Source organism: Actinomycetota bacterium, assembly GCA_035640355.1.
Taxonomy (GTDB): Bacteria; Actinomycetota; UBA4738; order UBA4738; family HRBIN12; genus CALGFI01.
In genome coordinates this window covers 54,760-62,570 of sequence record DASQWI010000027.1, presented here as the reverse complement: position 1 = coordinate 62,570, position 7,811 = coordinate 54,760, and the positions used below count along the sequence as shown (strand labels likewise).

Genomic DNA, 7,811 nt, shown 5'->3' with positions numbered 1-7,811 from the left:
CCGGCCCGGCGGGTCACATCTTCCGCTGCTAGGCCCTCAAGTCACTCGCCATGCTGCGGGGCGGCCTGAGTGGCGCCTGCCGCGTCTGCCTCCGTCGTGTCTGGCAGGAACACGCGGAACGAGGCGCCTCCACCTTCTCGTGGCTCGACCCAGGCCCTGCCGGCATGGACCTCGGCGAGTCTCTGCAGCACGGCCATGCCGGTCGACGCCCGGCCTCTACCCGCGCCGTCCGTGTGCTCGCCCGCGAGGGCTTTGCGCAGCTCCTTGGGAACGTCGGGACCCATGTCGTCGACGGCGATGACGGCGCCTTCGGGGTCGCTCGAAACGGCGATCCACACGGGGTCGCCGGACGACGTGCGCGATGTGGCGTTGGCCAGGAGGGTCTCGATCATCTGCTCGACCATGGAAGGGTCGACCGGCACGACGACCTTCTGGGCCTCCACATGCATGTTCCGGCTCGCCAGATCCGGCGTTTCCTCGACCACCCGGCGCATCAACGCCTGAAGGTCGGTACGGCGGCGATTCAGCCTGAGGGTCCCGTCGGCGAGCCTGTCGAGCTCCAGGAGCACGTTCAGCATGCGATCGAGCTTGCGTGCGCTGGTCCCGAGCTGTCGTACCAGCTCCTGGCCGTCACGGGAGTCGGGATCGTTGTGTCGAAGTGCCATGGTGACGCCGAGGATCGACGTGAGCGGCCGGCGCACCTCCGTGGCCACCGCGTCCGAAAGGGCGCTTCGCTCCTTGTCTGCGACGGCGCCGACGGGTAGGTCGGTCTTCGCCACCGACAGCCGCACCTTGAGCTCCTTGATCTGCTGCTCGAAGACCTCGACCCGCTGGCTGGCCTCCCGGAACCGTTCCTCGCTGAGGCGCGCTCGTTCCTCGGCGCCCACCAGTTCCCCTCGTGCCTGTTGCAGTTGCTCGAGAAGTTCCGCGTTCTTCGAGGCGGTCCCCGCCGACTGATCTTCCACTGATCGCGACCGCACCTCGGCCTGCTTGACCTTGGTCTCGGCGACCAGCGCCGACGCCGTGGCCTGGTGGGCCTCATCCTCCGCGGCCCTCATACGCCTGACGGCGTCCTCGGCCTTCTCTTCCGCCGCTCGCATCCGAAGTTCGGCCTGCTGAGCCTCCGCCTGCGCCGTCAGAAGGCGGGCGGCGGCGGTGCTGGCCTGCTCCTCGGCGGCCTGGAGGCGCGGTGTGAGCTGTTCGACCTGCTCCTCGGCGGCCTGCGCGCGGACCTCGATCTGTTTGGTCGCGGTCTCGGCGGCGAGCAGCTGCGTAGCCTGTTCCCTCGCGGCCTCCTCCTTGGCGTCCAGCGTCTGGCTGAGCAGAACGCCCTTCTCCGTCTCGACCCGAAGCCGCTCGGTGAGCTGGCCGATCTGCTCCTCGGCGGCGTGGGCGCGATCCTCGGCGGCCGTGGCCCGCTCGTCGGCCCTCCTGGTCTGGTCCTCGGCGGCCTGGATGATCTGGTTGGCCTGCAGGGCCTGCTCATCGACCGCGTGGGCGAGTTGGGCGGCCTGTTCCTCCGACACCCGGAGCCGCTCTGTGACCTCGGAGGCACCTTCCTCCGCGACGCGGAGACGCTCGGTGAGCTGTCCGATCTCCTCCTGGGCGGCCTGGGTCCGCTCGTCGGCCTTCTTGGCCTGGTCCTCGGCGACCTGGATGAGCTGGTTGGCCTGCACCGACTGCTCGTTGGCGGCCTCGACGAGCTGGGTGAGCTGTGAGGCGCTTTCCTCCGCCTTGCTGAGCCGCTCCGTGAGCTCTCCGATCTGGACCTCTGCGGCCTGGGCGCGCTCGTCGGCCTCCCTGGCCTGGTCCTCGGCGACCTGGATGAGCTGGTTTGCCTGCTCGGCTTGCTCCTCGGCGGCCTGGACGAGCTTGGTCAGTTCTCCGATCTTCCTCTCGGCGGCCTGGGCCCGCTCGTCGGCCTCCCTGGCCTGGTCCTCGGCGACCTGGATGAGCTCGTTGGACTGCACGACTTGCTCGTCGGCGGCCCTGGTGAGCTGTGCGACCTCTCCCTCCGCAGCCTGGAGCCGATCCGAGAGCTGAGCTGAATTTTCTTCAGCGGCCCTGAGCTGCTGGGTGACCAGAGCCATTTCTTGCTCGGCGCCCCGCAGTCGATTGGAGAGCTTGCCGATCTGCTCCTGCGCGGCCTGGGCCTGCTCGTCGGCCTGCCTCGCCTGGTCCTCGGCCGCCTGGATGAGCTCGTTGGCCTGCACGACCTGTTCGTCGGCGGCCTGAGTCAGCTGTGCGACATCCGCCTGTGCGGCCTGGAGCTGCCCGGTGAGCTCCGCGATCTTCTCCTCGGACGCCCTGGTTCGCTTGTCGGCCTTCCTGGCCTGCTCCTCAGCGGCCTTGACGAGTTGGTCCGTGTTCGCGGCCTGCTCCTCGGCGGCCTGGGTGAGCTGGGCGACCTGCTCCTCACTCGCTCTGAGCTGCTGCGTGACCAGAGCCATCTCTTCCTCGGCGCCACGTAGCCGATTCGTGAGCTTTCCGATCTGCGCCTGAGCAGCCTGAGCCTGTTCGTCGGCCTGCCTCGTCTGGTCCTCGGCGGCCTGGATGAGCTCGTTGGCCTGCACCACCTGCTCGTCGGCGGCCTGAGTGAGCTGCGTGACCTCTTCCTCGGTCGCCCGGAGGCGCTCCGTGAGCTCAGCGATCTGCTCCTCGGTGGCGCGGGCCCGTCCGTCTGCCTTTCTGGCCTGTTCCTCAGCGGCCTGGATGAGCTCGGCGGATTGACGAGCTTGTTCCTCTGCCTCCTGCGCTCGGAGCTCCGCCTGACTCAGTCGCTCCTGCGCTCTGTTCGCGTCGTCCTCGGCGGCCTGGGTCCGTTCGGTGAGCTCGGCGATCTGCTCCTCGGTGGCTTGTGCCCGCCCGTCGGCCCTCCTGGCCTGATCCTCGGCGGCCTGGATGAGCTCGGTGGCCTGTAGCGCTTGCTCCTCCGCCTCCTGCGCCCGGCGCTCCGCCTGACTCAGTCGCTCCTGCCAACTATTGGCGTCTTCCTCCGCAGCACGAAGGCGATCGGAGAGTCCAGCGACCTGCTCCTCTGCGGCCCTGGCCCGCTCGTCGGCCATCCTGGCCTGCTCATCGGCGGCCTGGATGAGCTCGCGGATCTGCAGGGCTTCTTGCTCGGCAACCTGGGCGCGCTGGGTGGACCGTTCGATCTGCTCCTCGGCGGCCCTGGCCCGCTCGTCCGCTTCCCGGGCCCGTTCGTCGGAGGCCCGGATGCGATCGCCGATCTGCTGGGATTCCTGTTCGGCGACCCGGACGCGGTGAGTGAGCCCTTCTATCTGCTCCTCGGCAGCTCTGGCGCGCTCGTCGGCGCTGGTGGCCTGGGCCTCGGCGACCTGGATGAGCTGGCTGGCCTGCAAGATCTGCTCGTCCAATTCCTCCGCGCGAAGCTCGGCTTGCCTCGCCCGTTCCTCGCCGCTCTCCGCCCGGACCTCCGCCTCGCGCACCTGTTCCATGGCCCGCTGCTCGGCCTGTCTGCTGAGCTCCTCAGCCCGCTGGTTGCTCTCCTCCTGCGCTGCCTCGAGACGGTCGACTGCCTCCCGGGCCTGTTCCTCCGCGGTCTGCGCGCGGAGCTCCGCCATCCTGGCCCGTTCCGCAGCTGCCGTGGATTCGGACTCGGCGGCCTGGATCAGCGTGGCCGCTTCCCTGAGCTGTTCCTCCGCTGTCTGAGCGCGGCGCTCGGCACGGCTGGCCCGCTCCGCCGCCTCCCGAGCTCGAGCCTCGGCCTGCTTGGCCTGTCCTTCCTCTCTCGCCAGGAGCCGCTCGGCAGCCCGCTTCAGCTCTTCGCCCGCTTGTGACACCGCGGCTCCGACGGGCATGGGGGGAGCGGTCGTTTCTTCGCCGGTCTCGATCTCAGTCATGTCGCCCATGGTCCGTCCCCTCGCTTATCCCTCAGATTTCCGACCCGACGAAGCCTCGTAGAACTCGTTCTCCACCTGCTCGAGGCGGAGCTTTGCCTGCTGTGCCTTGGCCTTGAACGCCTCGCGCCGCTGCTGTATCGCTTGGATCCGAGGGTCGCTCTCGAGCGCAGGGTCGAGCGCGTCTTCCCGCGGCTCCGGCACCGGCACCGACTTCTGCGACCTGTGCTCGACATCGGCGTCGAGGGCGACGTCCTGAACCTCTTCACGCGGTTTTGGCACCGGCGGTGATTGGTGATCGCCGGCGGGGGCCATTACAGGAGCCTTTTCGCGCGGCTCCTGCATCGACTCCTGAGATCGGGGCTCGAGATTGCCGTCGAGGGAACCCTCGTGGACCACTTCGCGGGGTTCCGGCGTCGACTCCTGGTGCGCGGGACCGCCATCGAGCTCGGCAGGAGCAAGCGCCTCGTCGGGATGGTGTTGTGCACCGAAGATCTCTTCATAGGTGGGTTGGCGTTGCTCGGTAGGCGTTGTGGCCGCCGGTTGCCGCGCGGCCTTCACTTCCGCGCCAGCGTCTTCCGGGGGCCGAACATCGTCCTCTGGCGCGCGTGCCCGTCTCCTCGACGAAACGAACGTCAGGCCGAGGAGCAGCAGCGAAACCGCCAGTCCGAAGACGGATCCCATCCGGAGCGTGCTCCAGAGGTCGTCGATCCGGGCCTCAACCGAAGCGGCCGGTTGATCGACCTGCACGATCGCGACCGGACCGTCGGGCGTCTTCGAGATGCGGGTGAACGTCTGCACAGTGTCGTCGACGACCCGCGTCGATCCCGATCCCACTGCAGTCCTCGTAATGAGCGACCGCATCTCCGACGGCGCGTTCCCCACCCGCGACTCGTTCAACGAAAAGACGACACGGCCGTGTGAGGACCAAACGGTCACGCCGGCGATGGATCCCTCTGAGATCGACCTATAGATCTTGTTTGCGACGTCGTCGTAGCTCGAACCGGTGACCGGTTTGGTGAACTGCCTGCCGGTCAGGGTGTCTTTCACGAACTGCGCCTCGTTGCGCGCACGCTTGGCTACATCGTCGAGGGCCGCGTTCCGCTCGGAGCCCACCACGAACGTGGAGACGCCAAAGCCGACGACGAACAAAACCGACAGGATCGCCCAAACGACCCGTCGCCCGCGGCCCGCAGACACCCCAATCATCGCTCGGGATTCGGTGCGGATGCGGCCTCGTGAGGGTCGCCCTCCCGCTGCTTGACCCGGAGCGCGGCCTCCTCGACCCTGGCCTTGAACTCCTCCCGGATCTTGCGGAGGTGCTGATCGGAGTCGACGTCGGCGTCCCCGGACTCGACCTGATCATCCGACTGGGGTTTCTCGACCGATCCGTCGACATCAGCTTGGACGGGCTGGAGATCGTCTTCGGAAGTGGAAGCGGGCACCTCCGCCGGCTCCTGCTGCTCCGATGGTAGCCCGTCGCCATCAACCATCACCTCTTCGGCCTTCTGCCATTCCTCGCTCAGCGATTCCTCGCCCTCGGGCGCGTGAGGAAGACCTCCCTCGTCGAGATCGTGCTGAACGCCGAAGACCTCTTCATAGGTCTGAACGTGCTTCTCTGCGGGCGGTCGCTCTTCCGTCCCATCGTTGCCCGCCGTCTCGCCCTTCGCGCGGCGGCCGCGTTTGAACGTAAAGAGGAGAAGCAACAAGGACAGTCCCAATCCAACCGCCGTTCCGATCCGGATGATGTTCAACACGTCGGCGTCGATCTGCACCTCTGACGTGACTTCCATGACGGCGAACGACGAAGCAAACGCCATCGCAAACAGGAAGGACAGGACCACCCATGGCCACCGTCGCGGGCGCCCGGCAACGTGTCCGAACATCGTTCCCCCCAAATTGATTGGTTCGAGGGTCGATATCGGCGCCGCGACGAGGCGCGCGTATCCGCCCTAAGGACCATTTATCGGTCTAGATGTATCGGTCGGCCCGTCGGCTTCAGTCGCCCGGTTGGCCGACAACGGACCGGTCAGACGAGTGTTGAGTTCCCGCCGAGGTGACAACGGCCCGAGATCACGAGCGCCGTCCCTCTGCCGAATCCGCGGCGATACGGAACGCGGCTGCGACGTTTGCGAGACTCTGCTTCTCGATGACGGCCTTTTTTCTGAAACGGCCGACGATCTTCGCCGTCGCCTGCAGCCGATCCAACGCTCTCCTCACATACGTCGGCGCGTACCCCACCAGCTGCTCTCCGGTCGTCAGCACCTTCTCCAGGAATGGGACGGGCACAGTTACCGTGCCGCCGTCCTCCGCCTCCGGGAGTATCAATGCGTAGATCCGATCGGCTTCGATCCTGGCGATCGTGGCGATGTCCAAACGCAGGCTCACAGGGGACCTCTCTTCCTTCCCTTCGCTCCTCTGCCGTGTTTCATTAGTCTCGGCGCGATGTCCGTCCGACCTGATCCGATGTCGTCGAGATGGTGGAGGCAACTGCGGTGAACGAGGTCCCGTCGGAGACGCGCGCCGGCTCCGGAGCAGCACAGGCGGCCCGGCGGTCCCCACTGAGCGAGATCCTTGTCCGAGGGTGGATCGGGGGGCTGATCCGTGGCGGGCTGGCCTTTGTGGCGATCGCGGCGGTGGGCCAGGCCGCGGCGTTCGCAGTGAGCGCCGTCGAGCAGCAGCAGCAGGTATCGGTCCCCAAACTGGGATGGCTCTACTTCGGGTGGTTCCACCATGCAGCCGTGAACGTTGCCATCACGACCGGCTTGAACTTCCCGGTTGAAGGTGCGCCCGGGGGCCCGTCCGGTGCAGCGGGACTCACCGGCGGGGTCGGGCTCGCGATGATGCTGGCCACCTTCCTCGCGATCGCGATCCTCTACAGAGGGGGCCGTGCCGTCGCGGATCGGGCGGGAGGCACCGGGGTGGCCCGCGTCTTCCACGGGATGAAGGTGGCGGTCGGATACGCCATCCCTCCGTTCGTGGTGTCCGGGCTACTGACCGTCGACGTCCCCATCCCGCAGAACTCCCTGGTGGCGGGCAGCCTTCAGATGGACTCGTGGAGCCTTTCCTGGCTCGTACTGCCACTGCTGCTCGGGGCGGCGGCAGGCGCTGCCGGCGGCCTGCGCTCGGGGCGTTTCGAGCTCATCTCGCATGAGCCCTGGGGGCGGAGGGCGGCGGGGGCCATCGCCGGCGGTCTGCGCATGTTCGTTCTCGGCCTGGTGCTGTCGTTCGTCGGTTTGGTCGTGCTGGCGGCGGTCCGCCCCAGCGCCGGCAGGGCCTACTTCGCAGCGATCTCCGGACCGCCTGCCGACCAGACCGCCGTGATCGTTGCGCATCATGCGCTCCTGCTCCCGAACCAATCCATGTGGGTGTTGGTCCCGGCGATGGGCGGCTGCGACGGTCTGTCGGGAGGAGGCGTCTCCGCGACCTTCCTCTGCTACTCGAAGTTCCCTACGTCGGTTTCCGTAAGTACCGACGGCTCGAATGGCGACGCGCTGACGGTACGGACCGACTTCGCGACGGCGCCAACCGGCTACTTCCTATTCCTCCTCGTTCCCGCGCTTTCGGTCGTGCTCGGAGGGCGGTACGGCGTCAGGAAGCGCGCCCGTCTCAGGTCCGAGTCCATCGCGATCGGGGCCGCGTCCGGCGTGGTCTTCGCGGTGCTCGTGTCGGTTGCCTCCTGGCTGGCATCGGTTTCGGTATCGCTTTCGTCTGCCACCGGCGGCATCCCAGGTAACTCATCGGTTCTGATCGGGCCGGGCGTTTTGATCGCGGGACTGCTCGCGCTCCTCTGGGGCGTCCTCGGCGGTGCGATCGGGGGATGGCTCGGAGGGAGGGAGTTCCCGCCCACGGAGCGGCTCACCACGCCCTCGAGCTTCGCAACCGAACGGTCGTAATCCTCAATCAGCGTCGGTCTGTCGGAATGCGGCGCCGCGTTGCTGCGTAGGCGTC

At 67.5% G+C, this 7,811-nt stretch carries 5 protein-coding genes; 1 reads left to right on the top strand and 4 read right to left on the bottom strand.

Going from position 1 to position 7,811, the window contains the following annotated elements; all coding sequences use genetic code 11:
• Window positions 1–41: 41 nt before the first annotated feature.
• The 4 genes from VFA08_13700 to VFA08_13685 form a co-directional block, all read right to left on the bottom strand.
• Window positions 42–3,863, bottom strand: a complete 3,822-nt coding sequence (locus VFA08_13700) for an ATP-binding protein (protein ID HYZ14642.1) — start codon at window positions 3,861–3,863, stop codon at window positions 42–44.
• Between the two features lie 24 nt (window positions 3,864–3,887).
• Entirely contained in the window at window positions 3,888–5,060 is a 1,173-nt protein-coding gene (locus VFA08_13695) for a hypothetical protein (GenBank protein ID HYZ14641.1), read from the bottom strand.
• 5 nt (window positions 5,061–5,065) lie between these two features.
• Window positions 5,066–5,704: a hypothetical protein gene (locus tag VFA08_13690; protein ID HYZ14640.1), complete on the bottom strand. Its 639-nt coding sequence runs from the start codon at window positions 5,702–5,704 to the stop codon at window positions 5,066–5,068.
• A gap of 229 nt (window positions 5,705–5,933) precedes the next feature.
• A complete protein-coding gene (locus tag VFA08_13685) occupies window positions 5,934–6,248 on the bottom strand; it encodes a hypothetical protein (protein ID HYZ14639.1) in 315 nt (104 codons plus the stop codon).
• Window positions 6,249–6,355: 107 nt separating this feature from the next.
• Between VFA08_13685 and VFA08_13680 the strand changes: the two genes are divergently transcribed.
• The gene (locus tag VFA08_13680; protein ID HYZ14638.1) at window positions 6,356–7,756 is read left to right on the top strand and encodes a hypothetical protein; all 1,401 of its coding nucleotides are present in this window, start codon (window positions 6,356–6,358) and stop codon (window positions 7,754–7,756) included.
• Window positions 7,757–7,811: the final 55 nt, after the last annotated feature.